At 34.3% G+C, this 26,933-nt stretch carries 24 protein-coding genes and 1 tRNA gene; 7 read left to right on the top strand and 18 right to left on the bottom strand.

Going from position 1 to position 26,933, the window contains the following annotated elements; translation table 11 throughout:
• Window position 1: 1 nt before the first annotated feature.
• The 5 genes from pyk to ACWA1B_RS03090 form a co-directional block, all read right to left on the bottom strand.
• Window positions 2-1,435 (bottom strand): pyruvate kinase, encoded by a 1,434-nt coding sequence (gene pyk, locus ACWA1B_RS03110; RefSeq protein ID WP_456904420.1) that lies wholly within the window; start codon window positions 1,433-1,435, stop codon window positions 2-4.
• Window positions 1,436-1,440: 5 nt separating this feature from the next.
• Complete coding sequence (locus ACWA1B_RS03105) at window positions 1,441-1,929, bottom strand: IPExxxVDY family protein (RefSeq protein ID WP_026727192.1); 489 nt, start codon at window positions 1,927-1,929, stop codon at window positions 1,441-1,443.
• A 125-nt stretch (window positions 1,930-2,054) separates the two neighbouring features.
• A complete protein-coding gene (gene rnc / locus ACWA1B_RS03100) occupies window positions 2,055-2,795 on the bottom strand; it encodes a ribonuclease III (protein ID WP_456904419.1) in 741 nt (246 codons plus the stop codon).
• Window positions 2,796-2,804: 9 nt separating this feature from the next.
• Window positions 2,805-4,058 (bottom strand): beta-ketoacyl-ACP synthase II, encoded by a 1,254-nt coding sequence (fabF, locus tag ACWA1B_RS03095; RefSeq protein ID WP_142449980.1) that lies wholly within the window; start codon window positions 4,056-4,058, stop codon window positions 2,805-2,807.
• A gap of 184 nt (window positions 4,059-4,242) precedes the next feature.
• Entirely contained in the window at window positions 4,243-4,479 is a 237-nt protein-coding gene (locus tag ACWA1B_RS03090; RefSeq protein WP_007137004.1) for an acyl carrier protein, read from the bottom strand.
• A gap of 175 nt (window positions 4,480-4,654) precedes the next feature.
• Here ACWA1B_RS03090 and purN point away from each other — a divergent pair, with 175 nt between their 5' ends.
• Both purN and rnhA read left to right on the top strand, forming a co-directional pair.
• On the top strand, window positions 4,655-5,218 hold the full coding sequence (purN, locus tag ACWA1B_RS03085; RefSeq protein WP_035646415.1) for a phosphoribosylglycinamide formyltransferase: 564 nt from the start codon (window positions 4,655-4,657) through the stop codon (window positions 5,216-5,218).
• A 137-nt stretch (window positions 5,219-5,355) separates the two neighbouring features.
• A complete protein-coding gene (gene rnhA / locus ACWA1B_RS03080; RefSeq protein WP_456904418.1) occupies window positions 5,356-5,832 on the top strand; it encodes a ribonuclease HI in 477 nt (158 codons plus the stop codon).
• Window positions 5,833-5,890: 58 nt separating this feature from the next.
• Here rnhA and ACWA1B_RS03075 read toward each other — a convergent pair whose 3' ends face one another.
• Window positions 5,891-6,238 (bottom strand): DUF6249 domain-containing protein, encoded by a 348-nt coding sequence (locus tag ACWA1B_RS03075; protein ID WP_035646420.1) that lies wholly within the window; start codon window positions 6,236-6,238, stop codon window positions 5,891-5,893.
• A 323-nt stretch (window positions 6,239-6,561) separates the two neighbouring features.
• On the opposite strand from ACWA1B_RS03075, the gene ACWA1B_RS03070 reads away from it, so the two are divergent.
• The 4 genes from ACWA1B_RS03070 to ACWA1B_RS03055 all read left to right on the top strand — a co-directional run bounded on the left by ACWA1B_RS03070 (window position 6,562) and on the right by ACWA1B_RS03055 (window position 10,667).
• Complete coding sequence (locus tag ACWA1B_RS03070; RefSeq protein ID WP_456904417.1) at window positions 6,562-7,149, top strand: RNA polymerase sigma factor; 588 nt, start codon at window positions 6,562-6,564, stop codon at window positions 7,147-7,149.
• On the top strand, window positions 7,133-7,528 hold the full coding sequence (locus ACWA1B_RS03065) for a hypothetical protein (protein WP_456904416.1): 396 nt from the start codon (window positions 7,133-7,135) through the stop codon (window positions 7,526-7,528). Before ACWA1B_RS03070 ends, ACWA1B_RS03065 begins: the two co-directional genes overlap by 17 nt.
• Window positions 7,529-7,765: 237 nt before the next feature.
• Window positions 7,766-8,689: a PfkB family carbohydrate kinase gene (locus ACWA1B_RS03060; RefSeq protein ID WP_426483343.1), complete on the top strand. Its 924-nt coding sequence runs from the start codon at window positions 7,766-7,768 to the stop codon at window positions 8,687-8,689.
• A gap of 79 nt (window positions 8,690-8,768) precedes the next feature.
• The gene (locus ACWA1B_RS03055; RefSeq protein WP_456904415.1) at window positions 8,769-10,667 is read left to right on the top strand and encodes an amidophosphoribosyltransferase; all 1,899 of its coding nucleotides are present in this window, start codon (window positions 8,769-8,771) and stop codon (window positions 10,665-10,667) included.
• Window positions 10,668-11,461: 794 nt separating this feature from the next.
• Here ACWA1B_RS03055 and ACWA1B_RS03050 read toward each other — a convergent pair.
• From ACWA1B_RS03050 to ACWA1B_RS03035, 4 genes are all read right to left on the bottom strand, one after another.
• Window positions 11,462-12,073 (bottom strand): superoxide dismutase, encoded by a 612-nt coding sequence (locus ACWA1B_RS03050; RefSeq protein WP_456904414.1) that lies wholly within the window; start codon window positions 12,071-12,073, stop codon window positions 11,462-11,464.
• Between the two features lie 140 nt (window positions 12,074-12,213).
• Window positions 12,214-12,843, bottom strand: a complete 630-nt coding sequence (gene pth / locus ACWA1B_RS03045) for an aminoacyl-tRNA hydrolase (RefSeq protein WP_456904413.1) — start codon at window positions 12,841-12,843, stop codon at window positions 12,214-12,216.
• 285 nt (window positions 12,844-13,128) lie between these two features.
• The gene (locus ACWA1B_RS03040; RefSeq protein ID WP_035646439.1) at window positions 13,129-13,740 is read right to left on the bottom strand and encodes a 50S ribosomal protein L25/general stress protein Ctc; all 612 of its coding nucleotides are present in this window, start codon (window positions 13,738-13,740) and stop codon (window positions 13,129-13,131) included.
• A gap of 51 nt (window positions 13,741-13,791) precedes the next feature.
• Window positions 13,792-14,733 (bottom strand): ribose-phosphate pyrophosphokinase, encoded by a 942-nt coding sequence (locus ACWA1B_RS03035; RefSeq protein WP_012023211.1) that lies wholly within the window; start codon window positions 14,731-14,733, stop codon window positions 13,792-13,794.
• A gap of 291 nt (window positions 14,734-15,024) precedes the next feature.
• On the opposite strand from ACWA1B_RS03035, the gene ACWA1B_RS03030 reads away from it, so the two are divergent.
• Window positions 15,025-15,104 (top strand) — tRNA-Leu (locus ACWA1B_RS03030).
• A gap of 131 nt (window positions 15,105-15,235) precedes the next feature.
• Here ACWA1B_RS03030 and ACWA1B_RS03025 read toward each other — a convergent pair.
• From ACWA1B_RS03025 to ACWA1B_RS02990, 8 genes are all read right to left on the bottom strand, one after another.
• Complete coding sequence (locus ACWA1B_RS03025; RefSeq protein ID WP_456904412.1) at window positions 15,236-15,697, bottom strand: OsmC family protein; 462 nt, start codon at window positions 15,695-15,697, stop codon at window positions 15,236-15,238.
• A 209-nt stretch (window positions 15,698-15,906) separates the two neighbouring features.
• Complete coding sequence (locus ACWA1B_RS03020) at window positions 15,907-17,091, bottom strand: aldose epimerase family protein (RefSeq protein ID WP_456904411.1); 1,185 nt, start codon at window positions 17,089-17,091, stop codon at window positions 15,907-15,909.
• Window positions 17,092-17,198: 107 nt separating this feature from the next.
• Window positions 17,199-18,707 (bottom strand): L-arabinose isomerase, encoded by a 1,509-nt coding sequence (gene araA, locus ACWA1B_RS03015; RefSeq protein WP_456904410.1) that lies wholly within the window; start codon window positions 18,705-18,707, stop codon window positions 17,199-17,201.
• Between the two features lie 116 nt (window positions 18,708-18,823).
• Complete coding sequence (locus ACWA1B_RS03010; RefSeq protein WP_456904409.1) at window positions 18,824-19,525, bottom strand: L-ribulose-5-phosphate 4-epimerase; 702 nt, start codon at window positions 19,523-19,525, stop codon at window positions 18,824-18,826.
• On the bottom strand, window positions 19,509-21,200 hold the full coding sequence (locus tag ACWA1B_RS03005) for a ribulokinase (RefSeq protein WP_456904408.1): 1,692 nt from the start codon (window positions 21,198-21,200) through the stop codon (window positions 19,509-19,511). The genes ACWA1B_RS03010 and ACWA1B_RS03005 overlap by 17 nt, the downstream gene beginning before the upstream one ends.
• 167 nt (window positions 21,201-21,367) lie before the next feature.
• Window positions 21,368-23,353, bottom strand: a complete 1,986-nt coding sequence (locus ACWA1B_RS03000) for an alpha-L-arabinofuranosidase C-terminal domain-containing protein (protein WP_456904407.1) — start codon at window positions 23,351-23,353, stop codon at window positions 21,368-21,370.
• A 259-nt stretch (window positions 23,354-23,612) separates the two neighbouring features.
• Window positions 23,613-24,596, bottom strand: a complete 984-nt coding sequence (locus ACWA1B_RS02995; RefSeq protein ID WP_456904406.1) for an arabinan endo-1,5-alpha-L-arabinosidase — start codon at window positions 24,594-24,596, stop codon at window positions 23,613-23,615.
• Between the two features lie 9 nt (window positions 24,597-24,605).
• Complete coding sequence (locus ACWA1B_RS02990) at window positions 24,606-26,921, bottom strand: glycoside hydrolase family 127 protein (RefSeq protein WP_456904405.1); 2,316 nt, start codon at window positions 26,919-26,921, stop codon at window positions 24,606-24,608.
• Window positions 26,922-26,933: the final 12 nt, after the last annotated feature.

Below are 26,933 nucleotides of genomic sequence, written 5' to 3'. Positions count from 1 at the left end.
ACTATTCTATTTCAGAAACTCTCATGGTATTTACCATTCCTTTATCTTTAATAGGCATTGCTGCAAGGTTAATTAAATAATCACCTTTAGTTGCATATCCTTTTTCAACTGCAATTTTATTTACATCTGTTACAGTATCATCTGTACTTTCTTCATTATCATAGAAGAATGATTTAACTCCCCATAATAAATTCAATTGTGTCAAAATTCTTCTGTTTGAAGTAAACACTAAAATATGAGCAGAAGATGGTCTCCAAGCTGAAATCTGGAAAGCAGTATACCCACTGTTTGTTAATGTACAAATTGCTTTTGCACTAATTTCATTAGCTAATAAAGCAGCTTGATGACAAACTGTTTTAGTAACAAAACGTTTTGTTTTAATTTGTGGTGTATTTTGTGGCACTTGAATTAGCGGTGAATCCTCAACTGCTTCACAAATTTGAGTCATTCTTTGAATAACTTGTACAGGATAATTTCCTGTTGCAGTTTCTCCCGACAACATTACAGCATCTGCACCATCCATTACTGAGTTAGCAACGTCATTTACTTCTGCTCTTGTTGGGGTTAAACTTGTAATCATTGTTTCCATCATTTGAGTGGCAACAATAACAGGAATTCTAGCCGTTTTTGCTCTGCGGATCAAATCTTTTTGTACCAATGGAACTTCGTGAGCAGGAAGCTCAACACCTAGATCCCCACGAGCAACCATTAAACCATCACAATATGCTACAATTTTATCCATGTTCTCAAGAGCTTCTGGCATTTCAATTTTAGCAATAATTGGAATTTTAACTTCTGAATGTTTAGCGATAAGTTCTTGTAAATCTTGTAAATCGCGAGGAGTTTTCACAAATGAAAGTGCGATCCAATCTACTTTTTGCTCAATTGCGAAAATCGCATCTGCAATATCTTTTTCTGTTAAAGCCGGCAAAGAGATTTTTGTATTTGGAAGATTAACCCCTTTTTTAGATTTTAATTCTCCGCCCTGAATAACTTTTGCAACAACTTCTGTTTTTTTGTCTGTAGAAACAATTTCGAAAATAAGTTTACCATCGTCAAGCAAAATACGCTCTCCAACATTTACATCATTTGGGAAATTTTGATATTTCATAAATGCTTTTTTTGCATTTCCGATAATATCTTCTGCTGTTGTGAAAGTAATTTCATCACCATCATGTACAACAGTTCCTTCTTCCATTACACCAACTCTAAGTTTTGGTCCTTGCAAATCTCCTAAAATTGCTGTAGTGTAACCAAACTCTTCGTTTAGACCTCTAATGATATCGATTTTTTCTTTTACTCCTTCGTAATCTGCATGCGAAAAATTGATTCTAAACACATTAACCCCTGCCTCGATCATATCCTTGATAATCTCTCTTGTACTACATGCGGGACCAAGTGTAGCAACAATTTTGGTTTTCTTGTTTGTTAACATTTTTTTTAAAAAATTAGATTGTTTTTTGATTTTATTTTATTTGTATCGACGGCATAAATAGCCGCAACACTCTCTATGGTATTTAATTGTTGTTGAATTTCTGAAAAATTTAGAGTTTCCTCGCTATTCTCTATTTTCAGGAAAAAATCTACTTTTTTGAATTCAGGAAGTAAATGAATTGTTGTTGAAACCTCACTTGTTTCATTAGAAAACAAATTCTGGAAATCATTTGTACTCACTGAAATGATTTCATTTTTATTCTGAATTAAATTCCATGAAACTGCTTTTTCGGAATCATAATAATAAAATCTAGAAAAATTTGCCTCTCCTTCTTTAGTCTGAGCATGTATCTCGTTTTTGCTCTTACTTAAGTTTATCGGAAGGATCTTATTGATAAAATAGGCCAGTCTATAATCTTCTAATGAAGTATGAATTGCCATTAAATAATAATCAATTTCGTCAAATTCGTCTAAATCCAATCTATGAATAGCCATGTCATGAAAAATCAAGTTGTAAATATACTATTTCTAACGGAGCATCAATAGTTATGACGTGGTTGTTTTTGTTAATTTATAAACGAAAACGTTATAGCTTTAAGATAGTTACAGCATTTTTGTAGCTATTTCTTGTCTATTTTCTCCTGAAATGCAAAATAAGCTCTTTGCGATGCTTTTTCTTCTGCCTTCTTTTTTGAAGTTGCTCGCGCTCTTGCGATTACTTTATTGTCTATGCTCAATTTAACGCCAAATAAGCGCTGACCGTCAATACCATTATCCTCAAAAATGTCATAATGAAAGATTCTCTTTTCTTTCTGACACCATTCGATAACCAAACTTTTATAACTAATAACTTTTCCTTCAAGGCGGGCGATATCAACATAAGGCGTAATTACTCTTTTTTGAATAAAACGCTCGCAGAAAGAATAACCTTTATCCAAATAAATTGCTCCAACTAAAGATTCAAAAATATTGCCGTGTATGTTTTCTCCAAAATGTTGAATTGGCACTTTGCTCTCCACAAAGCGAACCAGATTTAAATCTTTCCCCAATTCGTTCAAATGTTCGCGACTTACAATTTTTGATCGCATTTTAGTCAAATAACCTTCGTCTCCGTTTGGTGCTTTATTAAACAAATGTGCAGCAATTACGGCACTTAACATCGCATCGCCTAAAAATTCCAACCTTTCATAATTGATTGGCTGTCCATTTTCGTCTAACTTATTTGATGATCTGTGTGTAAAGGCTTTTCTGTAAAATTCTACATTAACTGGCGGAAAACCAAGAATTTTCTGAATAGTGTCAAAAAAAATCCCGTCTTCTAGAGAACGGGATTTAGAAAATATTTTTTTGATAATATTCATATACGAAAATTAGTCAACCAATTTTTTAAACAATACACAAGCATTGTGTCCACCAAAACCAAAAGTATTGCTCATGGCAACATTCACCTCTCTTTTTTGAGGTTTGTTCAAGGTAAGATTTAATGATGGATCGATTTTTTCATCCACAACACTATGATTAATAGTTGGAGGAACAATTCCGTGCTGCATAGCCAAGATTGAAGCAATTGCCTCAATAGCTCCAGCTGCACCAAGTAAATGCCCTGTCATTGATTTTGTTGAATTGATATTGATGTTTTTTGCATGGCTGCCAAAAACTGCACTAATTGCTTTTAATTCGGCAACATCTCCAAGTGGTGTAGAAGTACCATGAGTATTGATATGATCAACATCTTCAGGTTTCATTCCGGCATCTCTCAAAGTGTTTTCCATTACGGCAATAACTCCAATTCCTTCTGGATGTGGTGCTGTTAAATGGTAAGCATCAGATGACATTCCTCCACCGCCAATTTCGCAGTAAATTTTTGCTCCTCTTGCTTTTGCATGTTCGTAATCTTCAAGAACCAAAGCTCCTGCTCCTTCTCCTAAAACGAAACCATCTCTAGTTGCGTCAAAAGGTCTAGAAGCTGTTTCTGGACTTTCATTTCTTGTAGACAAAGCATGCATTGAACTAAAACCTCCCATACCTGCAATGGTAACAGCTGCTTCAGATCCGCCTGATACAATAACATCACACATTCCTAAACGAATGTAATTGAAAGCATCAATTAATGCATTTGCAGAAGATGCACATGCAGAAACTGTTGTATAGTTTGGCCCCATATAACCATTACGCATAGAAATATGTGCCGGAGCAATATCAGCGATCATTTTTGGGATAAAAAACGGATTGAACTTTGGAGTTCCATCGCCTTTCGCATAATACATTACTTCTTCTTGAAAAGTTTCTAAACCTCCAATACCTGCTCCCCAGATAACACCAACTCTTTGCTTGTTTATATTATCATTAGTAATTCCAGCATCTTTAATAGCTTCATCACTGGCAGCAATTGCGTATTGTGCGAATTTATCTAATCTACGAGATTCTTTGCGATCCATGTAATCTTCAATATTGAAGTTTTTTACTTCGCAGGCAAATTTCGTTTTATGCTTCTCTGTATCATAATATGTGATAGGAGCGGCTCCGCTTACTCCATTCACAAGTGCATTCCAATAATCCTGGATATTATTCCCGATAGGGGTAAGTGCACCTAATCCTGTTACAACAACTCGCCTTAATGCCATAAATATGTATTTTGTACTTTAAACAAATAAAACCCACGCTTTCTTAACAGTAATGTTACTTAAGAGCCATGGGCATTACAATATAAATATATCTTTTTGATTGAAAATCAATCGAAATTTAAATTTTAAAAAAATAATAACACCCGATATCTAAAAATAAATCTAGAAATCGGGTGTGGTATTATTATTTTTTAGCTTCCTCGATATAAGAAATAGCTTGACCTACAGTAGCAATGTTTTCTGCTTGATCGTCTGGAATTTGAATATCAAATTCTTTTTCGAATTCCATAATAAGCTCAACAGTGTCTAATGAGTCAGCTCCTAAATCATTAGTGAAGCTTGCTTCTGTTACAACTTCGTTTTCGTCAACACCTAATTTGTCTACGATAATCGCTTTTACTCTTGATGCAATGTCTGACATAATCTTTAATTTTAGAATTTAATTTGTTGGCAAAAATAAAAAACTTTATTTTAAAACCACGATTTAGTTTATAAATGTAACACTAATTTATAAAATTAATTTCAAGAAAGCCGTTTTAAAGCTATTTATTTTCGTTTTTTATTCCGTTTTTTGCATTCTCAAAACACAGCGAATTATGAAAAAAATTATCGTTTTTGCCTCAGGATCAGGAACTAACGCAGAGAACATTATAAAATATTTTTCGAATACTGAAATTGCAAAGGTCGTTTCTGTTTTTACAAATAATGCTTCGGCAAAAGTCATCGAAAGAGCAAAAAATCATCAAATTCCCGTCGAAATCTTCTCAAAAAACGAACTTTTAGAGCGAAATGTACTACAAAAAATACAAGAAATCGACCCGGATCTGATCGTTCTTGCCGGATTTTTATTGAAATTTCCTGAAAATATAATCGAGAAATATCCTAATAAAATAATCAACATTCATCCAGCACTTTTGCCTAATTATGGAGGCAAAGGAATGTACGGAATGCACATACACAGAGCTATAGTTAATAATAAGGAAAAAGAAACCGGAATCTCTATTCATTATGTAAATGAAAATTATGATGAAGGCGGCATTATCTTCCAAGCCAATGTAGCACTAACAGACGAAGATACACCGGAAACAGTGGCCGAAAAAATTCATGAATTGGAGCAAAAACATTTTCCTGAGATTATTCATAGAATATTAAACGATTAGATTTTAGACTTCTTAGATTAATAAGTTTTTATCTAAAACATTTTAAGAATCTAAGAAGTCTTATGGCTAAAATTTAAAAGGTCCAAAAAGAAAAATCTAAGAAGTCTAATAATCTAAAAATCTAAGAAATCTAAAAAATGAATCACGAAGTACATATATATACAGATGGCGCCGCAAAAGGAAATCCAGGAAATGGCGGATATGGCGTTGTGATGGAATTGGTAGGAACTCCGCATAAAAAAGAATTCTACGAAGGCTTTCGTTTGACCACTAATAACAGAATGGAACTTTTGGCGGTAATTGTAGGTTTAGAGAAATTGAAAAAACCAAATATGAAGGTTTTAGTTATTTCAGATTCTAAATACGTTGTAGATTCTGTTGAAAAAAAATGGGTCTTAGGCTGGGAAAAAAAGAAATTTGCAGGTAGAAAAAATCCAGATTTATGGAAACGCTTTTTAGTTTCATATCGAAAACACCAGGTAGATTTCAAGTGGATAAAAGGCCACAACAATCATCCGCAAAACGAACGTTGTGATCAACTAGCGGTTATGGCGTCAATGCAACCGAAGCTTTCCATTGATGAATATTACGAAACCATTGGTTCTAAAGAATAAAAAAACGCATCAATTACTTGATGCGTTTTTTGTACTAACTTAAATTCCTACTTACAATTTATTCTTTGTCTAAATCTTTTGCTCTATGAAACCCAACTAACAATCCAACTCCAGACATTGTAATAATTGTCGCCGGATAAATGACATCAGAATTCATATCTGTGTACGTTGAAAGCAGTAAGGCAATAAAAAAGCCAAGTCCTATTCCAATTAAAAGAAAAGCTGAATTTAAAATAAAGATTTTCCATGCTGGAACTCCATTTGTTTTACCTTTTAAAAATATGCTGGCATCTGCACCTTTTTCTATAAGAGCCAAACGCTCTCTATTTCTTGTCGAGTAAAAAAGATAGACAATCCCAAAGATCATCGCAAAAAGACTAAGTGGTACTAAAACTTGTGGTCCCATAATTTTTATGTTTTTATAATTGATTGATACTCCATATGACGACGCCTTTTAAATTGAGGTTACAACTTTCGGTAAAATTTTTTAAAAAATAAATTCCAAATTCCAAAACTTGCTGATTATGAACTAATTTTGAATTTTATTAAAAGTATTTAGCAACAAATACGAGTCGAAATAACAATACTATGGTAAAGCTTTGACAAAGTATAATCCTTTATATATATGTAGAATTTCAAAATTAAAAATTGGAATATGGAATTTTAAAAAATTAAAAATTATTTCAAAATTCTTGTAACCTACAATAATAAACCGTCGTCCTATATAATATGAGTACAATTCCAGATCAACATTATATCGATAAAATTCTGCAGGGCGAGACAAATGCGTTTGCCGTGCTGGTAGATCGTTATAAAGATATGATCTTTACTTTGTCACTCAAGATGGTCAAAAACAGAGAAGAAGCTGAAGAAGCCGCACAAGATACTTTTATTAAAGTATATAATTCTTTGAGCAAATTTAAAGGCGATTCTAAATTTTCAACATGGATTTATAAAATCTCTTATAATAATTGTTTAGACCGTTTAAAGAAAAACAAAAAAGAAGACCTAAATATTTCAATCGATGAATTTTCGTCTCATTTAGTAAAAACAATGGACAATGCTTTGAGCGCTTTAGTTGATACAGAACGAAAGCAGGCCATTCAAAATTGTTTAAATTTGTTGCCAAGTGACGATAATTTCCTTTTGACGCTATTTTATTTTGAAGATCAAAGTTTAGAAGAAATTGGAAAAATCATGAACATAAACGCTAATAATGTCAAAGTAAAATTATTTAGAAGTCGACAAAAATTAGCCACCATTTTAAAAAAGCAGTTAGAACCCGAAATAGTTGAGTATTATGAAAGAGAGCGATAAAAACTTAGAGAATCTTATTGAGAAAATGATGGCCGAAAACACTTTGCAATCGCCATCTGCCGACTTTACTTCAAACTTAATGTCGCAAATTCTTGTTGCTGAAAAAGCAAAAATCAAACCTTACAAACCTTTGATTTCGATTTCAACATGGATTTTTATTGGAATTGCTTTGGTCCTTTTGATTATTTATAATATGTTTTTTGCTGGAGCGGAAAATAATTTAGAAATCGGAAAATCATATACTGATAAAATTTCAGCAATCATTTCTGGAATTCATATTTCAAAAACTTTATTGTATTCTATTTTGATTGTTCCTTTTATGATTTTAGTACAAGTTGGGGTTTTGAAGAACTATTTTGATAAGAAGTATCACTTGTAACACTTCTACTTAGAAATTCATTCCAGATATCGAATTGTTTTTTTTTGAAAACAGAAGTTGCATTTTAAATCCAGAAACCTTATTTTAAGCTCTCAAAAATATCATTTTTAAAAAGCTCATTTACAGGAATTTTAGCCCGAAATCGTTGCCGTTTTTTTAAGAAAATTTTGAGAACCTAAACCGTTGCAATATTGTAACTTATAGAGTATCTTTGCACCCTAATTCGAAATTCATAAAATGAATAAACTATTGATTGTTGGAACAGTTGCTTTCGACGCGATTGAAACTCCTTTTGGAAAAACAGATAAAATTTTAGGTGGTGCCGCAACCTACATCGGATTATCAGCGTCATTTTTTAACTTGCAATCAGCTATTGTTTCTGTAGTTGGTGATGATTTTCCTCAAGAACATTTAGATTTATTGACTTCAAAAAATATTGATATTTCTGGTATCGAAATTGTAAAAGGCGGAAAAACCTTTTTCTGGAGCGGTTTATACCACAACGATCTAAATTCTAGAGACACTCTTGTTACTGAATTAAACGTTTTGGCAGATTTTCAGCCAAAAGTTCCTCAAAACTATAAAGATGCTGATGTTGTGATGTTAGGAAACTTACATCCATTAGTACAAAGCAGTGTTTTAGATCAAATGGAGAAAAAACCAAAATTAGTTGTTTTAGACACAATGAACTTTTGGATGGACTGCGCTCTTCCTGAATTATTAGACGTTATCAAACGTGTCGATGTTATTACAATCAACGACGAAGAAGCAAGACAACTTTCTGGCGAATATTCATTAGTAAAAGCTGCTGCTAAAATCCAAGACATGGGACCAAAATATGTGGTGATCAAAAAAGGAGAACATGGAGCGCTTTTATTCCATAATAGAGAAGTATTCTTTGCACCAGCTTTACCATTAGAAGATGTTTTTGATCCAACTGGAGCTGGAGACACTTTTGCAGGTGGATTCTCTGGATTTATTGCACAAAGCGAAAACATTTCTTTTGGAAACATGAAAAATGCAATTATTTACGGTTCAAATTTAGCTTCATTCTGCGTAGAGAAATTTGGAACTGAAAGGATGGAAACATTAAGCAAAGCCGAGGTGGCGATTCGATTACAACAATTTAAGTCGTTAACTCAGTTTGACATAGAAATATAATGCCTAAGAGCCTCGGTAAAACGGGGCTTTTTTATTACGTTAATACACACAACTTACAACACACAAAAAAACAAAAAAAATGAGCGACGCTTTAAAACACGAATGTGGTATAGCCTTAGTTAGACTTCTTAAACCGCTTGAATATTATAAAGAAAAATACGGAACTGCTTTTTACGGAATCCAGAAAATGTATTTAATGATGGAAAAACAGCACAACCGAGGACAAGACGGTGCTGGTTTTGCAAGCATTAAATTGGATGTTGATCCTGGACAACGCTACATCAGCAGAGTTCGTTCGAATCATGCACAACCAATTCAAGATGTTTTTAAACAAATCAATGAGCGAATCAGCGAGGAATTAAAAGCAAAACCTGAAATTGCTGATGATATTCATAAAATAAAATCAGAAATTCCATATGTAGGCGAATTGTTTTTAGGACACGTTCGTTACGGGACTTTCGGAAAAAACAGCATCGAAAGTGTTCACCCATTTTTGCGTCAAAGCAACTGGATGCACCGTAACTTGATTTTAGCAGGAAACTTTAATATGACAAATGTTAAAGAGCTTTTCGAAAATCTTGTTGAACTTGGACAACATCCAAAAGAAATGGCAGATACTGTTACGGTAATGGAAAAAATTGGTCACTTTTTAGATAAAGAAGTAATGCAGTTGTACCAAGACTGTAAAGCTGAAGGTTATTCTAAAAGAGAAGCTTCTCCAGTAATTGCTGAGCGTTTGGATATTGCAAAAATATTAGCTCGTTCTGCTAAAAACTTAGATGGAGGTTATGCAATGGCCGGATTATTAGGTCACGGTGACGCATTTGTTTTTAGAGATCCAGCCGGAATTCGTCCAGCATACTTTTATCAAGATGACGAAGTTGTTGTAGTAGCTTCTGAAAGGCCTGTTATTCAAACTGTATTTAATGTGCCTTTTGAAAGCGTACAGGAAATTGACCCAGGAAATGCTTTGATCATAAAGAAAAACGGAAATGTTTCTATGAAACAAATCCTGGAACCAACGATTAAAAAAGCATGTTCGTTTGAAAGAATTTATTTTTCAAGAGGAAGCGATGCTGAAATTTATCAGGAACGTAAAAATTTAGGTAAATTAATTTTGCCTGCTGTTCTTAACGCAATTGACAGTGACACAGATAATACTGTTTTCTCTTATATTCCAAATACAGCCGAAACTTCATTTTATGGTTTAGTTGAAGCTGCTCAGGATTTCTTAAATCAGAGAAAAAATAATTATATTCTGGAAAACAGAAACACACTTACTGCAGAGACGCTTCAGGAGCTTTTAGCTGTAAAAATTCGTACGGAAAAAGTGGCTATCAAAGATGCTAAACTCAGAACCTTTATTACTGAAGACAGCAGCCGTGATGATTTAGTAGCTCACGTTTACGACGTTACTTATGGCGTAATTAAACCAGAGGACAATTTGGTTATTATCGACGACAGTATTGTTCGTGGTACAACATTAAAAATGAGCATCATTAAAATGATGGATCGTTTGAATCCAAAACGTATTGTAATTGTTTCTTCTGCTCCACAAATTCGTTATCCAGATTGTTATGGAATTGACATGGCAAAACTAGAAGGACTTGTAGCTTTTAGAGCTGCGCTGACTTTATTAAAAGAAAGAAACTTATATCATATTGTTGACGAAGTTTATGCGAAATGTAAAGCGCAGGAAAACTTCGCCGATAAAGATGTTGTAAATTATGTTACAGCAATATACGATCAATTTACTCCAGAAGAGATTTCAGATAAAATTGCAGAAATGTTAAGTTCTCCAGAAATCAATGCTGAAGTAAAAATCATTTTCCAAAAAGTCGAAGATTTACATATTGCATGTCCTAAAAATTTAGGTGACTGGTATTTTACAGGAGACTATCCAACTCCAGGCGGAAACCGAGTTGTAAATCGTGCATTTATGAATTTTTACGAAGGAAAAGACGCTAGAGCATACTAAGAAAACGCTAAGAAAAAGTTAATTTGTGCATTTCATCGATTATTTTTGCCGTTCATCCTGTTTGTTTGGTAAAAATGAAAAGCTACAATACTTTTGGGAAACCATAACATTAGTAGGTTAAGTTTATGGTAGATTTGGGGCAAAAAGGGTGGAAGCAATTCCACCTTTTTTATTTTATTCAGATAAGTATTTAAAAAACAGTCCACTAGAATCATTTCGTCGAGAATATCGACCATTCATCTAAAAAGTTTTTTTTTAAAATATAGTCACCATACATTTACTGAACCATAACATTAGTAGGTTAAGTCTATGGTAGATTTGGGGCAAAAAAGGCGGAAGAGATTCCGCCTTTTTTATTTTTCCTTTTTTAGAGAAAAGAAAATAGAGCATAGAATAAAGATTGCTGATTGTGGCGTAAATTATAAAACAAAAAAAGACGTACAGCCATCAAGCCATCCGTCTTTTCTCTTTATTCTATTTTCTTTGTTCTATTTTCTTTATTCTATCTTCTTTATTCTATGCTCTTTTCTCTTTACTTCATCGGATATATTTGCCATTCGTCTAAAAAAGTTTTTTTTAAAATATACTCGTTATACATTTACCGAACCATAACATTAGTAGGTTAAGTTTATGGTAGATTTGGGGCAAAAAAGGCGGAAGAGATTCCGCCTTTTTTATTTTTCCTTTTTTAGAGAAAAGAACATAGAATAAAGAGAAAAGACTTTATAAAAAAAAGACGGACAACTATCAAGTCATCCGTCTTTTTTCTTTACTCTTTATTCTAATTTCTCAGACTATTTGTCTAAAGCAAATCTTCTTGCAACTTCAGTCCAGTTAATTACGTTAAAGAAAGCTTCAATATAATCTGGTCTTCTGTTTTGGTAGTTTAAATAATAAGCATGCTCCCAAACATCCATTCCTAAAATTGGAGTTCCACCGTTACCAGCAACTTCTGGCATTAATGGATTATCTTGATTTGGAGTACCTACAACTTCTAATTTTCCTCCTTTTTGAACCGTTAACCAAGCCCATCCTGAACCAAACTGAGTTGCGCCAGCTTTCGCAAATTTTGCTTTAAACTCTTCGAAAGTTCCAAAAGAAGCTTCGATAGCAGCTAATAAATCACCAGTTGGCAATCCTCCACCGTTTGGAGACATTACTGTCCAGAATAAATTGTGGTTGTAAAAACCTCCACCATTATTACGAACTGCAGCGTTCGATTTATCTAAGTTAATTAAGATATTTTCGATTGTTTTTCCTTCTAAATCTGTTCCTGCAATTGCAGCGTTTAGATTTGTTGTATAGGCATTGTGATGCTTTGTATGATGGATTTCCATTGTACGAGCATCAATATGTGGTTCTAATGCATCATATGCATAAGGTAATTGTGGTAATTCAAAAGCCATGATATTTCTAATTTTTATGGTTTATAATAATTTATCCCAAATTTAGACATTTAACTTTGGAATTGAAAATACTATTTCGTTATAATTCAATTAAATTAATCGATAAATTGATTTTTAAAATGTTAAACACCTAAAAATCTTTACTTTCCATTGAAAGTTGTCATCGTATTTTCCAATCCGGCTGTTCCAAAAGATTTAATAATTTCAGCTGAAGTTTCAAGACGTTCTGTCAATTTTGCATTTTCTTCATCATTCCATTCTCCTAAAACATAATCAACCTGCTGCCCTTTTTTGAATTGGTCGCTAATTCCGAATCGGAAACGAGTGTAGTTTTGTGTATTTAGGACAAGATTGATGTTTTTGAGTCCGTTATGACCTCCATCACTGCCTTTTGGCTTGATTCGAATGGTCCCGAATGACAAATTCAAATCATCTGTTATGACAAGAATATTTTCTAACGGAATATTTTCTTTGTCCATCCAATATTTTACTGCTTTTCCACTCAAGTTCATATAAGTGTTTGGCTTTAAAAGAAAAAAAGTTCTTCCTTTAAATTTATATTCTGCAAGTGCACCTAATTTTACTGTTTCAAATGAAAGGCTTTCTTTTTTGGCTAAAAAATCAAGCACTTTAAATCCGATATTATGTCTGGTGTTTACGTATTCAGCTCCGATATTTCCTAAACCTACGATTAAGTATTTTTTCATAATGTCTTCTGCGTTCTCTTCTTTTGGTATTGATGAAAACAGTTTTGTTATCCATTTTATCATGTTTGCAAAAGTAAGATTAATTAGAGAATGTGGCAATTAGATAATTTGAAAATTAGATAATTATCTGTTGGTGATTTAATCGCAAAGGTCGCAATAGAGAGCACGCGGATGAAGCTGACTAAACTGATATGAACCATTTTTTTTATCTGATACAATTGTCAGAGTGAGCGAAGTCGAAGTCCTCAGGCGGTAAAAAAACTTAGAACCTTAGTGTATCAGCATTTTAGAACCTCAAAAAAAAAGCCCCAATCGAAAGATTGAGGCTTTTTGTATAGTTGAAAAAAATTATTTTTTCTTTCCTTTTGCAGGAGCTTTTGCAGCTTTTGCAGCTTCTTGAGCAGCTTTCATCGCAGCACGAGAGATTCTTACTTGACAAACAACAGTGTTGTCTGGGTGCATAATTTTGTACTCTGGTTTTCCAACTTTAGTAACGTATAATTTGTTACCCATTTCAAGTGGAGTAATGTCCGCTTCAACAAAATCAGGAAGATTTGCTGGTAAAGCTTTAACTTTTAATTTACGTTGGTTTAAACGTAAAACACCTCCCGCAAGAACACCTTTAGATGTACCAACGATTTTCACAGGAACTTCCATTGTGATTTCTTTATCATCAAATAATTGGAAGAAGTCAATGTGTAAAATTTTGTCAGAAACTGGGTGAACCTGAATGTCTTGCAAAATTGCATTGAATGATTTTCCTTTTCCAAGCTCAATCACAACTGTGTGTGCATTTGGAGTGTAAACCAAGTTTTTGAACGCTGCAGCGTCTGCTGAGAAGTGTACTGCTTGATTTCCTCCGTATAACACGCAAGGAACCGCTCCAGCATTACGTAAGGCTTTAGTTGACACTTTGCCCACGCTTTCTCTTTCTGATCCTTTAATTGTAATCGATTTCATTGTAAAAAAATATAGTTATTAAATAAATATTCTATTTTGCTATAGCGAAAATTACATAATGAATTTTCCGCTAATTGAATTGTTGTGGTGCACCATGTGCATAACTTCTGCAAAAAGAGGTGCACAACTCACTACTCTAATTTTGTCTGAATGTTTCTTTAACGGAATAGAATCGGTTACGATCAATTCTGTTAATTTTGAATTTTCAATTTTCTCATACGCCCCGCCAGATAATATAGCGTGTGTACAAATTGCTCTTACACTTAGCGCTCCTTTTTCGATCATTAGGTCTGCCGCTTTCGCTAAAGTTCCTCCTGTATCGATCATATCGTCTACTAAGATTACGTTACGACCTTTTACTTCACCAATTAGTTCCATAGTATCGATAACATTGGCTGCTTTTCTTTGTTTGTAACAGATTACTACATCTGATTCTAAAAACTTAGAGTAAGCATATGCTCTTTTTGAACCTCCCATATCAGGAGATGCAATTGTTAGATTTTCTAAATTTAAACTTTGCACGTAAGGCAAAAAGATTGTAGATGCAAATAAATGATCTACAGGTTTTTCAAAAAATCCCTGAATTTGGTCTGCGTGCAAATCCATTGTCATGATTCTTGTTGCTCCTGCAGCTGTCAATAGGTTTGCTACTAACTTTGCCCCAATTGGAACTCTTGGCTTATCTTTTCTATCCTGTCTTGCCCAACCAAAATAAGGCATTACAGCTGTAATATGTCTAGCTGATGCGCGTTTTGCAGCATCAATCATTAATAACAATTCCATCAAATTATCTGCCGATGGGAAAGTTGAACATACGATAAATACTCGTAAACCTCTTATTGATTCTTCGTAAGATGGCTGAAATTCTCCATCACTATACGTTGACATCGTTACTTTTCCTAACGGAATTCCGTACTGCTCTGCAATTTTTTCTGCAAGATAAACACTTTGTGAACAAGCAAAAATTTTAGCTTCTGGTTCTAGGTGCGACATTATAATTTGTTGTTTTTGCTCCGCTACGCTTAGTATAATTCGGCTTTATCATTTTAGGTAAAGCAAAACATTCATAAATGTCTCGGGTGTAGTTAGTTGTGTGTGCGTCGTTTTAACGAGGTGCAAATTTATAAAATTTATTGAACACTGAAAGCAAAAATTTAAGTATTTTTATTAGAATGTTTAATTTTATTTTTTACATTTGCACCGTGTTAAAGGAATGACGCCATTTATGACTTCATTCTATTGCGTTAAAATAGATTATTTATGATTTATTTTTTCGTCTGCTACGCCCGGATGGCGGAATTGGTAGACGCGCTGGTCTCAAACACCTGTGGGAAACCGTGCCGGTTCGACTCCGGCTCCGGGTACTTAAAAACCTCTTCTTAACGGAAGAGGTTTTTTTTTATGATTTTTTTTAAAACCATATAAGTCATATTAAGGAAATATAACTATGCGATTAATAACGATTTATTAAATGACCTTCTGCAACTTAAATGGTTCAAACCCCACAACTCGCCTCATGCAAAACCGAAAAATTGCAGGAATTGGCAATAAAACACAATTGATTTGCTTTAAAATGTAAATCCAAAGCCAATTCTATTTGGTCAGGATTTGAGATTTTTACTTTCGGGTTTAATATAACTTCGGTAAATTTTCCACTTCCGTCTGGAGCAACTTCGAGTGTTGCTTCGGCGTTGTCTGAGTATTCGAGCACTTCTATTCCGTTTTGAGAACAGACGTATAAATACGACATCATGTGGCAGGAAACTAAACTGCTTAACAATAAATCTTCCGGATTATATAATTCCGGATCTCCTTTGAATGCTTTTGCTGCTGAAACTTCTAAAATTGGTTTTCCTTCAATTTTGATTTGATGGGTTTTATTATAAACTTTCGCAACTGTTACTTCTTTATTTTTATTTGAAGTCCAATTTAATTCTGCTTTGAATAAATGTTTCATTTTGCTTGCTTTTGCTGACGCTAAGTTAAGATTTTATTAACTGCTAATGAATTAATCTCGCAAAGTCGCAGAGTCGCAAAGTTTTTATAAGCTTGGCGACTCTGCGAGATTAAAAAAACTTTACTTCTCAATTGAAACAAAAAACCTCGAAAGCTTAATACTTTCGAGGTTTTTCAGAGAATTAGAACTAACTAAACAAATTCTAAAGATTATTTTTGAACCGAAAATTTAAAAGTAGTTTTCGTTTTATACTTTTCTCCCGGGTTTAAAACCGTTGTTGGGAAATTTTTCTGGTTGGGAGAATCTGGATAATGTTCTGTTTCTAGACAAAGTCCTGTTCTGTGTGCGTATGTCTTTCCGTCGCGTGTTGGCAAAGTTCCGTCAAGGAAATTTCCTGAGTAAAACTGAATTCCAGGTTCATCTGTTGTCATTTCCATAACTCTTCCACTTGCTGCGTGGTATACTTTTGCAACAATTGTTTTTCCTTTTTCAGGATTGTTCAATACCCAGCAGTGATCGTAACCTTTTCCTCTTTCTAACTGCTCATTTTTAGCATTGATATCTTTTCCAATTAATTTTGGCGTTCTGAAATCGAAAGGCGTACCGGCCACATCATCTAATTTTCCTGTCGGAATTAAAGTCGCATCAACTGGAACTAATTTATCAGCATTTAAAGTCAATTCGTGATCTAAGATTGTTTTTGTAAAATCTCCAGATAAATTGAAATAAGAATGCTGCGTCAAATTCACAACCGTTTTCTTGTCTGTAGTTGCTTCGTATAAAACTTCTAATTGATTATCATTTGTCAATGTATAAGTAACAAAAACCTGTAAATTTCCAGGATATCCTTCTTCTAAATCTTTACTTAAATAAGATAATTTCAAGGTTGCTGTATCGCCAGATTTTACCTCATCAGCTTTCCAAACTACATTAAAATATCCTTGCGGACCGCCGTGCAATGCATTTGGCGCGTTGTTAATTGCTAATTGATATTCTTTTCCATCTAATGAAAATTTACCTTTTGCAATTCGGTTTCCATATCTTCCGATCAAAGCTCCGAAGAAAGGATTTTCTTTTTCATATTGTGCCAAAGAAGTAAATCCGATTACTACATTTTCAGAAACACCTTCTTTATTTGGTACTTTCAAATCTGTAATTCTGCCGCCAAAAGTGATGATGTCAACTTCCATCCCATTTTGGTTTTTCAGTTTGTAACTATCGACTTTCTCTCCTTTTGCAGTTGTTCCGTATTCTGATTTATCGATTGTAACCAAAGCTTTTTCATCAGTGGCAACTTTTTCTGTATCGGCTTTTTTATCGCTTTTACATTGAACTGAAACTGCAGCCAAACTCAAAAGGCTTAATCCGAAAACACAACGTTTTAATACATTCATAAATGGTTATTTTTTAGTTAGTAAAGTCTTAAGGTTAAAAGTCATAAAGTCTTTTCTTCAAAGTAACTAAAACTTTCGGACTTTATGACTTTCGACTTTTGACTAATTTAAAGTCCGTGTTGAAACAAATGATAATACGCTTCATTAGCGTTAATTTTATCTTTAAACTCTCTTACAGTAGTTTTTTCATCAATTACCAATAATTCGATTCCGGCGATGTCTGCGAAATCTTCCATGTATTCTGTTGTCAATGACTGGCTGTAAACCGTGTGATGCGCTCCTCCAGCAAGAATCCAAGCTGTTGCTGCGATATCCAAGTTTGGTTTACAATCCCAAAGAACACGTGCAACTGGTAATTTTGGTAATTCTGCCATTGGTTTAACCGCTTCTACTTCGTTTACGATTAAACGGAAACGAGTTCCCATATCAACTAAAGAAACATTGATTGCATCTCCGGCTGGTGAATTAAACACCAAACGGGCTGGATCTTCTTTTCCTCCAATTCCTAACGGATGCACTTCACAAGAAGGTTTTCCTTCAGCAATTGATGGACAGATTTCCAACATGTGAGAACCTAAAACGTATGATTTTTGTGGTGTGAAATGGTACGTATAATCTTCCATGAAAGAAGTTCCGCCTTCCAAACCAATATTCATCACTTTTAAAGCTCTAACCATTGCAGCGGTTTTCCAGTCTCCTTCACCACCAAAACCATAACCATCGGCCATTAATCTTTGTGTTGCGATTCCTGGTAATTGTTTCCAAGCTCCAAGATTTTCGAATGTATCTGTGAAAGCACCAAATCCCCCTTCTTCAAGAAAAGCTCTTAACCCTAATTCAATTTTTGCTGCTTCAACCAACGAACTTCTTTGTGCGCCGCCTTCTTTTAAAGAATCAGTTAAAGTATATGATTGTTCGTAAACTGCTAATAAATCAGCTAATTGTTTGTCTGTAACTTTCTCAATATGTTTGGTAACATCTGAAGAATCGAATCCGTTTACTGAAACTCCAAAACGAATTTGAGCTTCTACTTTATCGCCTTCTGTAACCGCAACTTCACGCATATTGTCTCCAATGCGAGCTACTTTTAGGTTTTGAAGTTCATCCCAACCTAAAACCACTCTTGACCAAATTCCTAATTTTTTCTGAACTCTTTCGTCTTCCCAATGCCCAACAACAACTTTACGTTTTTTGCGCATTCTTGACATAATGAAACCGAATTCACGATCTCCGTGAGCCGATTGATTCAAGTTCATGAAATCCATGTCGATAGATCCCCACGGAATTTCAGCATTGTATTGTGTATGCAAATGACATAAAGGTTTTTTCAAAATACTCAAACCTCCAATCCACATTTTTGCAGGAGAGAAAGTATGCATCCAGGCAATAATTCCGATACAGTTTTTCTCTGAATTCGCTGCCAAACAAACATCTAAAATCTGCGAAGGCGATTTTACCACATCTTTGTAAACCACTTTTACTGGAATTGAAGACGAAGCATCTAATCCTTTTGCAATTATCTGAGAATGTTCTGCTACTTTTCTTAGTGTTTCTTCACCATATAATTCCTGGCTTCCCACTACAAACCATACTTCTTTTTGAGATATATCTATCATTTTGTTTAATCGTTTATTTGTTTAATCGTCAAATCGTTTTTCTTTATCTAAAAATTCACTATTAACGAAAATCTTTTCTCTTTGTTCTTTATTCTATTTTCTTTAATCTAAAATCATTATTGCCCGTAATACGAATCTTTTCCGTGTTTACGGTTGTAATGTTTCTTTATTAATGAATCTTTTAATCTTGGTGCGTTTGGATTTATTTGTAAAGTCAGGTAGGCCATTTCAGCCACAACTTCTAGAACTTTACTGTTGTAAACCGCTTTTGCAGCGTTTTTTCCCCATGCGAATGGGCCGTGGTTTCCTATCAAAATCATTTCCACCTCTTCGTAAGAAAGATTCTTTTCTTTGAAACAATCCAGAATCTGAATTCCGGTATTGTGTTCGTAGTTTCCTTCGATAAGAGAATCTGCCATTGGTGGTGCGCATGGAATATCAGCCGTTAAATGATCGGCGTGTGTTGTTCCAAAAATTGGAATATCTCTTTGTGCCTGTGCCCATGCAACCGAATAAGTAGCGTGTGTATGCGCAACGCCACCAATATTTGGCCAGTTTTTGTATAAATAAGCATGCGTTTTGGTGTCTGATGACGGACGCATCGTTCCTTCAATAATGTTATTATCAAAATCGACAATGACAATATCTTCTGGTTTTAAATCTTCGTACGGAACGCCACTTGGTTTAATGGCAAAAACCCCATTTTTTCTGTCCACGGCACTTACATTTCCAAATGTATACACAACCAAATTCAATGCATTTAACTGCATATTGGCTTCGTAACATTCTTGTTTTAAATCTTTATAAAGAGAGCTCATTTTGAGGAATTTTAATTGTTGGATCTGCAAAAACACTTAATTGTTCGTAAGCGATAAGTAGTTTGTTATAAGCTGCCACTTTATCTAATTGAGGGAAATATTCTCCATCAAAATCACTTCCTATTTTCTGACTTGCTTCGATTACATTTGGATAAATTCCAGCTGCAACGGCTGCATAAATTGCTGCTCCTAAAGCCGGAGTTTGGTCTGAAGCTGCAATTTTAATTGGCTTGTTTAAAACATTCGCCAATGTCTGCATGATAAAAGGAGATTTTCTAGCAACGCCACCAATTCCGATAACGCTGTCGATTTTTACTCCTTCTTCTTCAAAACGATCTACAATTTTCTTCGCCCCAAAACAAATTGCATTTACTAAAGCTTTGAAAATATGAGGTGCTTTTGTTCCTAAAGATAAATTTGAAATGGCACTTTTTACTTCTTGGTTTGCATCTGGAGTTCGTCGCCCGTTGATCCAGTCCAAAGCAATTGGAAGACTTTGAGAAACTGGAATTTTCTCTGCTTCTTTTGTCAATTCTACAATTAATTTATCGCTGAATTCTTCTCTCAATTGTTCTTTTTGAGCATCATTTAAAAGTGATGTAGCGCCTAATAAATGTTCCGTTGGCCACATTAATAATTCTTTGTACCAAGCCAATAAATCTCCAAAAGCAGATTGTCCTGCTTCAAGACCAATAAAGCCCGGAATAACTGAACCATCAACTTGTCCGCAGATTCCACGAACTGTTTTTGTTCCCACTTCATCATACGAACCAACCAGAATGTCACAAGTTGACGTTCCCATAACACGAACTAAAGTGTTTTCTCCAATTTTAGCTCCAACTGCTCCAGAATGCGCATCGAAAGTTCCAACAGCAATTACTGTTTCTGTCGAAAGTCCTAAACGCTCTGCCCATTCTTTGCTTAAATTTCCAGCAACTAAATCTGATGTATAGGTTTCATCATATAAATTACCGCGAAGCTGCGCTAAATATGGATGTAATTTTTCTAAGAATTCAACTGGCGGCAATCCGTTCCAGTCTGTGTGCCACATTGCTTTGTGACCTGCGGCGCAACGGCTTCTTTTGAAGGTTTTTAAATCTTTATCTTCGATTAACAAATACGTCATTAAATCGCAGTGTTCCATCCAAGTATGCGCTGCATTTCTAACTGCTTCATCTTGTCTTGCAATGTGAAGGATTTTTGCCCAAAACCATTCCGAAGAATAAATGCCACCCACATATTTTGTAACATCTTCTCCGCCCCAACTTACTGCCAGTTCGTTGATTTCGTTTGCTTCATTAATCGCAGTATGATCTTTCCACAAAACCATCATTGCATTCGGATTTTCTTCAAAACCTTTTGTCAATGCCAATGGAATTCCATCTTTTGTAACCGGCACAGGAGAAGATCCCGTTGTGTCAATACAAATTCCTTTTACTAATGAAGGATCAACTTTACTTTCTTTTATAACATTTTGAATCGTGATTTCTAATCCTTCGATATGATCCAAAGGATGCTGACGAAATTGATTTATAGACGCGTCACAATATTGTTTGTTTTTCCATCTTTTATAATGAGAAACATTCGATGCTAATTCCTGCCCATTTTCAGTATCGATAAGCACCGCTCGAACAGAATCTGTTCCGTAGTCCAATCCTATAACGTAATTTTTCATTCGAAATTCATTTTTAATAATGACAAATATAATTATAATTCATTTATAAGTGTACAATAAACACTTAATAAAAACTGAGCTTTGCATTTTTACAAATAATGCATCAAAACAAGCAATTATGACTAAAACAGGAAATAAATGTTAGTTTAACATTTATTCTGTTGCGATTATTTCATCTTAATTTTCAAAACCGTTACTGAATAAGCTGGAAAATCGTACTGAACTTTGCTTCCGCTTACTTTAAATTCGCTTTCTTTTGGACTAATTTTAGTTGGAGATTCAAAAGAATTTTCATCATTTATTCCGTCTCCTTTTAAAACTATCGCCGTTCCTTTTGAATCTAATTTTGCTCCTTTTAAATCAATTGAAACATTTTGAGAAGCAGCATTTGCATTCACAATTTTCAAAATCACTTCTTTAGAATTTACATCTTTCACCGCCGATGCAAACAAATCATTTTGGCCTGTCACCGCTTTTCCGTCTTTTGTAATAGTAATTAAATCGGTTCCTTTATTATTAGAGAATAATTTCTGAACATAATAATTAGGCGTTCCATACGATTGTAAATTATTGAACCAAATCATATCTGGTGTCCATTGCCAGCCTTCAACGTGCGCTAATAAAGGCGCATAAGATGTTAATTGAACTACCTCAGCATTACGCTCCATTCCGGTCATAAATGCCGCTTCAGAAAAGGCACATTCCCAGTTGTTTTTGTTTTCTGGACTTGCAATCGCAACACTTTGTGCTGCATATTCTCCAGCAAAAATCTTTGGCCCTTTACGGTCGTAATTGTCGTAACGCGTTACATTTTTTCTGAACCAAGCTGGATCTTTATAATAATGTTCGTCTACAATTTCAGCATTTAGGTTTTTAAGCTCTTTCATGCCGTAATCGTAAAAATCTCCGTCAGGAAAAGGGCCTGTTCCAGATACGATTGTGATGTTTGGATATTTTGTTTTAATGGCTTTTTGAAATACTTTGAAACGCTCGATATAATCGGGTCCCCATTGCTCATTTCCTACTCCAATGAATTTTAAGTTGAAAGGCTTTGGATGCCCCATATCGGCTCTTACTTTTCCCCAAGCTGTAGTTGCATCGCCGTTTGCAAATTCGATTAAGTCTAAAGCATCCTGAACATAAGGATCGATTTGATCCATCGGAACTAATTCTCCTGTGTTGAACTGGCACGCCATTCCACAGCTTAAAATTGGAAGCGGTGAAGCGCCAATATCTTCTGAAAGCTGGAAATATTCAAAGAAACCTAAACCAAAACTCTGGAAATAATCTGGAGCTGGACGATGTGAAAATTCCATATTCCAACGGTTTACTGCTGTTTCTCTATCTTCAACATTTCCTACCGATTTTTTCCATTGGTAACGCTCTGCCAAAGTTCTTCCTTCCACAATACAACCGCCCGGAAAACGTAAAAATCCAGGTTTCAAATCGTATAATAATTGTACTAAATCTTTACGAAGTCCGTTTTTTCTTCCTGCCCAAGTATCTTCTGGAAACAACGAAATATTGTCCAAATCAATTACGCCATTTCCTTCAAAAGTGATTTTTAATTTTGCTTTTGCTTCTATTGCTGAAGAGGTTAATTGAGCCGAATAATTTGACCAATCATTTGATGTTGGCACGACCGAAGTTTCGCCTAAAACTTTATTGTTTTTATCAATAAATTGGAATTTAATTTTTGAGATATTCCCCGAAATTTTTGAAGCTTTTAAAGTCAGATTGTATTTCAAATCTTTCTTGATTCCCATTCCTCTGAAACCTTCATTAATCAATTCATAACCTGAGGCATCATTAATGGTAATTCGGCAGTAATTATGATTTGTTCCTTTTTGGGAATACTGAATCACATTTGCAATTCCGGATTCGGTGTTTAATTTATGACGATCGCTTTTTGGCTGATTCCATCCCATTAATGGAAACTGGAATTCGAAAGATCTGTTTTTGATCATTTCGGCATACAATCCGCCATCAGCAGCAAAATTGATATCTTCAAAAAATACTCCGTACATGGTGGGCTGAATTTTTGTTACTGTTTTTGCAACATCAACTTGAAGATTATTTTTTTGTGCCGATGCATAAACGCCACTCAGCATTAAACCGCAAAGGGTAATTTTTGTAATTAAATTGGACTTCATTTTTTATTTATTTAAATGTGTTTTATGGCACGCGTATGACGCGGATAAAACGGGTTTTTAATTTTGTTTTCTATTGTGGCTTTAATTTGAACACATAGAATCATAGTTGTGCATCGTCTAAAAAAGGCATTTCATTTATTTAAAATACACATAGTTGTGTGTTTAAATTTTCTCTCGCTGATTAGGCAGATCTATTTTAATCTTTTATCTAAATAGTCTAAAATCTTGCTTCTTTGTTCTATTTTCTATAATTTATATTCTATTTCAAAACAGGCCATAAATCAGCATCCCATTTCATTTCTTTTACTACTAATCTTGGTGTTCCATTCGTTTTCTTTTCATAAGCATGATAGAAAATATAATCTTTGCCATCAAGCGTATAAGCACTGTTATGTCCTACTCCAAAATAATTTTCATCGCCTTGAACTACGATGGTTCCACCGCCTTCGGTTAATAATTTTCCGTCTTTATCAACATAAGGTCCGGTTACGTTTTTTGATCTTCCAACCACAACTTTATAGGTGCTTTTTTCTCCGCGACAGCACAAATCCCAAGAAAGAAATTGATAATAATATCCGTTTTTCTTAAAAATAAATGGGGCTTCAAGTGCGCCGTCACCCGGATCAGAATCAGCTAATTCAAAAGTTCTTTTTCTTTTTGAAATCGTATGCCATTCCTGTGGCTGTGCAATTGATTTTAAATCGGGATTTAATTTCACCATTTTCAAGCCTTCCCAAAAAGAACCAAATGAAAGCCAAGGTGTATTGTTTTCATCAAAAACCAAATTCGGATCAATAGCGTTCCACATGTCACGATTAGGCTGTGATTGAATTACAATTCCCTGATCGACCCATTTGTAATTTTTATCAGATGGATCTAAAGTCGTATTCGTAGCTACTCCAATTGCCGAAGTATTTTTGGCGAAAGCCGAAACCGAATAATACAGATAATAAACATTGTTGTGCAATGAAATATCTGGTGCCCAAATATGATTTTTGAAATCGGCGGCAACGCCATCTGCCCAAACAGGTTTATCTTTGAAAACCTGTGGCTGTTTGTCCCATTTTTTTAAATCTTTTGAACTAAAGACACTAATTCCGTTTCCGGTACAATATAAATAATAAGTATCTTTTTGTTTGATCACAACCGGATCATGAACAACAATGTCTTGTGCTATTGTTGCGGATCCCGTTAGAATAAATAGGATTGATAATATTGATTTTATTTTGGTATACACTCCCATAATTATTTTTTATTTTACAATTCTTATTTGAGAAATTTTAGACGTTTTTTTGCCGTCTTTAGACTTAATTTTTAAATCAATAATTTGAGTATTGTCTAATTTGAATTGAATTATTTTGTCTTTTTTTACCACAATTGCAGCAGGTTTTTCATTAATAAAAACATCAAGGTTATCCGTTTTAAAGTCTCCTAAAAAACTAATTTCAATAAATTTGCCTTCTAGATTTTTATTTACCATTTGATAGGAAATATAAGAGCTGGTATTTCTCCAAAAACCATCTTCCTCATAGCCCGATTCACTTTTTTCTCCTTTATACTGGTGATCTACTTCAGGCTGTTGTTCTCCACAATTTATTTTATCGACCGTGTTAGCTTCAATAGCCATAGCTTCAATTTCCTGTTGTCTTAACAGTGCTTGCTTTTCTTTGTAATCTTCTGGTTTATAGGTTTGAAAATACATCTGATAACGGGCATCGTGTATTTCAAAGAAGGGTTGTAATTCTAATGAATCTAGCTTAAAGCGCATATTACCTAAATCTTTAAGTTTTGAAACATAACTTCCCTCTTCTCCTACTAGTGCATAAGCTTTGTCTAAAGAAATATATTTTCCTTGAGCAACATGTCCCATTCGGCTATCATCGGCAAACAAACCATCTAAATTTTCAGTAGAGGTTTTAGCAGCTAATACAATAGGACCATTTACAAATGCGGCCCAATTGGAGCCATCAGGCAACTTTTCCAAATGAGTTGAAGTCTGGAATGCAATAGTTATTTTATCTCCTGATTTCCATTTTCTTGCCAGACTTACATAGTTGGCTGGTTTGGTATCTGTTTTTTGCCATTTTCCGTTGACTAAAATTTCGAAATTCGTTGCCCATTTTGGATAACGAATATTCAAAACAAAAGATTTAGGATTTTTAAGTTTTAGAACAATCTCAGTATTGTTTTCATAAGGAAATTTTGTGGTTTGCTCTAATTCTATTCCTTTTTCCTTCCAATTTAAAGTGGATGGAATAAAAAGATTTACAAAAATATCATGCTCTGAATGGCTATAAATTAATTCTCCATATTTAGAATGATTTTCAAGTCCCGTCCCAACGCAACACCACATGCTGGTTTCTGGCTGCGAGTATACACGATAATGATTTGGTCTAATCGGAGTAAAATACACAAAACCACCTCTATTAGGCTCTTGGCTTGAAAGAATGTGATTGTAAAGTGTACGCTCATAAAAATCAAGGTAACTCACATCATTTTTGTCTAAAAACAATGCTTTACTTAAACGTTCCATATTGTAGGAATTACAAGTTTCCGGGCCTTGATTTGATTTTAGCATGCCACTAAAATCATTTATAGGATTGAAATGTTCAGCAACGCTATTTCCTCCAAAAGCGACAGTTCTTTTTTCGGTTACATTTTTCCAAAAAAACTGCGCGGCATCGGACCATTGTTTATTATCCGATAGCTTTCCAATTTTCTCAAAACCAATAACTTTTGGTATTTGTGTATTAGCATGTAAACCCGTTAGTTTGTCTTCCTTTTTAATTAATGGATCCAGAATGGCTTTTTGCGAAAGCTTTTCAGCCGTTTCAAGATATTTTTTGTTTTTTGTGATGCTATATAAATCAGCAAAAGATTCGTTTATACCACCATGTTCTGTTTTTAAGATTCTTTGAATTTGCTCATCAGAAAGAGGTCGGATCAATTCGATAAACCAATCTCCTAATTTTATTACAATTTCTTTTGCCTTTTCATTACCCGTATAATTGTAGGCATCAATTAAGCCTGCAAAAAGTTTATGAATATTATAGATTGGAACCCAGGTATTATTTAAACCAAAACCACTACCGTCTATATCTCCTTTATGAATTCTATCCCAAAAGACTTTTCCTTCAGGAATACCTCCAACATAACCAGTTCCGTCCTTTTGCTGGCAACGATCCAATTCAGAAATCATATAATCCAAACGGTCCTTAATTTCTTTATTTCCCGTAGCAGCATACATCATTGATAATGCCGCTAAATAATGACCTCCTATATGTCCATCAAGACCTATGTTTTCCCAGTTGCCATATCTATCCGCTTTTGTAGGTAAGCCGGCAGCTATCAAATAAGGTGCTAATAGTCGATCTGGATTTAGGTCTAATAAATATTTAAGATCAACGTTTTGAGCATTTTTGAAAGGACCACTAGTTAGTTCTATCTCTTGCAATTTAAATTCCTGCATCTGTGCGATTGAAGGAATAGTAATTAAGAGAGTTGTGATTAAATAAAATGATTTAATCGTTATTTTTTTCAAACTCACTTTCATGTAGGAGAAAACCATGTGTTTAAAATA

The organism is Flavobacterium xizangense, assembly GCF_054075145.1.
Note: the sequence above shows the minus strand (reverse complement) of the source record. Positions and strands in the feature narration are given on the sequence as shown.